Genomic DNA, 1,171 nt, shown 5'->3' on the forward strand with positions numbered 1-1,171 from the left:
GGTGTAGGGGGAGTTGAGTCCGAAGGTGGGGGCGATGGCGATGGTGTTGTCGGCGTGGGAGGAGATGCTGCTGTTGGTGAATTCGAAGCGGTCGATCGCCGTGGTCGAGCTGGTTTCCTCGATACGGGGTGAGTGCAGGGTGAATTGGACCGAGGTGCCGGTGACTGCGTGGCCGCGCGGGTGTGGTTGCGGGGTGGGGAGGTTGGCGGTGTCGTCGAGGTTGAGGAAAGGTGCGGTGCTCTCGGGGCCCAGAGGGGTGTCGGCGCCGCTTTCGGCCAGTGTCGTGAGGCGTACGCCCATGCCCTCGGAGCTGCGGGTCTGCCTGTTGGCGCGCAGCGACGGATCGACGGCCAGCAGTGCCCTGCCGAACTCTGGCAAACCGTCGAAGTCGTAGATCACGATCGGCCGCGCCGGTTGCCAGGCCGGTCCGGTGAGCAGGTGCTCTGCGGCGGTTCGCATGTCCACCGTGGCGTCGCCCGTCGGGGGTGCTGGGAAAGGGGGGATGGTGGGGTCGAAGCGGTAGGTGTCCGGTGCGGAGTGCGACGGAGCGGGTGCCGGCTTGGGGTCGAGTTCGGTCTCGGGGTCGGGTTCGGTGATGGAGCTGGCGTCCGAATCATCGTCCCGGTCGAAGACATCGGAGAGGTCGGATTCGGGGTCCGAGTCCGAGTCCGCGGGGGACTCGATAGGTGTGTCGGCGCTGTGGAAGCGGTGGCGCGACAGCGAGTCGAGGGTGTCCTGCTTGGAGTGCACGGGAGGTGCGGGGATGGCGACGGGGTCCAGCGCGGGTAGGACCTTCAGGTACCGTCCGGCCTTGACCAGCATCTTCCCGGCGGTGGACAGGCCGTCGCCGACGCTGTCCAGCAGGTAGGTAGCCAGCGATTCGGTCCAGGGCCGCCAGTTGACCTCGACGGTGTGCAGGGTGCGGAGTTGGAATTCGACGCCGTCGTTGCTGCGCTCCCAGGCGCGGCGGTCGCTGCTGGCGGTGAGGGTCTCGCTGTGGGCGCCGGTGCGCTGGATGTTGACGATGTTGGGTACGGGACGGTGGCCGTTGTCCTGTCCGCCGGGGGTGAAGCTCAGCTGGTGGGCGCGGGTGCGGTTGGTGCCGCTGCTGGTGCCGAGGGCATGCCCGTACACGTTGTCCAGGGCGGCGGTCGAGGGTACGCGTTTGCCG

At 68.3% G+C, this 1,171-nt stretch carries 1 pseudogene; it reads right to left on the reverse strand.

Features of this window, described 5'->3' with window-relative positions:
• A pseudogene (locus tag JZ791_RS44115) lies at positions 1-1,171 on the reverse strand (hypothetical protein); the annotation flags it as partial.

Origin of the sequence: Nocardia alni (assembly GCF_019038435.1) — a bacterium.
Classification (GTDB): domain Bacteria; phylum Actinomycetota; class Actinomycetes; order Mycobacteriales; family Mycobacteriaceae; genus Nocardia; species Nocardia alni.